Source organism: Paenibacillus agaridevorans (assembly GCF_003112455.1).
GTDB lineage: Bacteria > Bacillota > Bacilli > Paenibacillales > Paenibacillaceae > Pristimantibacillus > Pristimantibacillus agaridevorans.
In genome coordinates this window covers 117,765-119,787 of the sequence record NZ_BDQX01000390.1, presented here as the reverse complement: position 1 = coordinate 119,787, position 2,023 = coordinate 117,765, and the positions used below count along the sequence as shown (strand labels likewise).

Sequence of the window (2,023 nt, the reverse complement as noted above, 5' to 3'; positions counted from 1 at the left end):
CGACGCCAACCCCGTCGGCAAGTCCGGCTCCATCGCCGACGGCAACGCCGGCGCCGAGCGAGTCGCCAAAACCAGGTCAGACGCCGGAGCCGCCTCTTCTGTCGGATTTCCCGGACACCGGAAATCACTGGGGCCGGAAAAACATTGCCCAAGCGGTCGAGCAGGGCATCGTGAGCGGCTATCCGGATGGCAGCTTCCGACCTGACATGCCGCTCACCCGCATGCAATTTGCCATTATGCTGGCGCGGTCGCTGAAGCTGGATGCCGCGTTGACGGACTTGCCGTTTGCCGACGGGGCGGATGTTCCGACATGGGCTGCCGGCGAGCTTGGGGCGGCGCTGCAGGCAGGCATTCTGCAAGGATATCATGACGGCACATTGCAGCCTAATCGCGCCATTAATCGAGCCGAGATGGTTGCCATGCTGCTAAGGGCTTATCCGCTGGAGGACGACGGGACCGCGCCGCGGAGCTTCGCGGATCGCGCAGACATCCCGGACTGGGCAAGCGAAGCCGTATCCCTGGCATCTGCAGCGGGAATCATTGAAGGACGGAAGCCGGACCATTTTATGCCGGGCGGCACGGCTACGCGGGCAGAAGCGGTGACGGTACTGTTGAGAATGTTGGAATTATGGGAGTTGAATCAATCGTGAAAGCATTAATTATTTCGGATATCCACAGCAACGTTTATTCGCTCGAAGCAATCCGAAAGGCGGAACAAGACTGCGATCTGATTTATTGCGCGGGAGATCTCGTCGACTACGGGCCTTTCCCGAGGGAAGTAATCGAATGGGTGCACAAAAACGATGTGATTTGCGTTCGCGGCAACCACGACGACACTATTATCGATCTGTACCGAAACGGCAACGGCGGTCATGATGTGGCGGAGGATGCGATCAAGTGGGCGCATTACAATGCCAGGCTGCTCGGCGAAGCGGAAATTTCGTTTCTCGAAAGCATGCCGGTCTACCGGACATTCGAGATGGACGGCTATAGCTACACGATGCAACATTTGTACGACAACTATTTGACGATCGACAGCTTGCCCAAGTACGACGCCTTCTGGGCGGAACGCAACGGCGGGACGACCGAAGCCGCCGGAAATCGCCGCATTATTTTCGGACATACGCATCGCAGATGCATTCATTATTTGAGCGACACCAGTCTGTGGCTGAATCCGGGGAGCGTGTCTTACCGCCGTCGCGACGATGCGTCGAAAGAAGCGCATTACTTTACGATAACCGATGGCGAAATAGCGATGAAAAGTCTTGTCTATGACCGCACGCCTCTGCTCAAGGCGGCACAAAAAATGCAGTTGAAGGAAGACGATATGAGAGTTGCGTATTTCTTTTTCGGGTAAAAAGGGCGCTCCAGTTTACATTTTTATGATTGCTTCATTTTTTCACACTATGGTACAGGGGACTTATCTTTCATAATAGTGAGAGTTCAAAAAGTTCGGTTTTCAACACCGAGAAGATTGAAAGAAGGTAGAAACTGAGGAGCGGAGCGTAGTGGAAGCTACGTGAGCACCGGAAGTTTCGCCTGAATTCAATATTCGATGTCGAGTAGGCTTCTTGGCATACTTCGTGATCAAAAGCGGACTTTTTGAACATCCTCTAATAGGTGTTGCAAAGTTGCGGATATGGTCCTGCGGAGGCTGCGGGAACATATCCGCCTATTCTTTAGGGAGCAGGTGGGAAGATGACTTCTATTTATCGGGTATCGAATAGCGACGAGTTGGCGGCAGCCATTGGCCGGGCAGAGCCTGGTTCCACGATCTTGTTGGCGGACGGCGTTTATGATCGGAATGAAGACTATATCATTGAAGGCAAAGCGGGATCGGACACCGCCATACTAAGCATCCGCACAGAAAACAAAGGAAAAGCGTCGATAGTTGGCGAATCTAGTATACACATTTTGAACTCTGCCTACGTAGAGATATGGGGGCTGCATTTGCAGGTCGGGCGGCGAGAATCCATCATTTTGGACGGTTCGCGCCATGTGAGAATTGCGCGGAACAGATTTG

General features: G+C 53.5%; 3 protein-coding genes. All 3 read left to right on the top strand.

What is annotated here, in order from left to right; genetic code table 11:
- On the top strand, positions 1-650 hold a 650-nt coding region (locus PAT3040_RS30115; protein WP_181376928.1), incomplete at its 5' end, for an S-layer homology domain-containing protein.
- Positions 647-1,357 (top strand): metallophosphoesterase family protein, encoded by a 711-nt coding sequence (locus PAT3040_RS30110; protein ID WP_108995590.1) that lies wholly within the window; start codon positions 647-649, stop codon positions 1,355-1,357. The genes PAT3040_RS30115 and PAT3040_RS30110, both read left to right, overlap by 4 nt.
- Positions 1,358-1,698: 341 nt before the next feature.
- A partial coding sequence (locus PAT3040_RS30105; protein WP_305778793.1) for a chondroitinase-B domain-containing protein occupies positions 1,699-2,023 on the top strand: 325 nt, incomplete at its 3' end.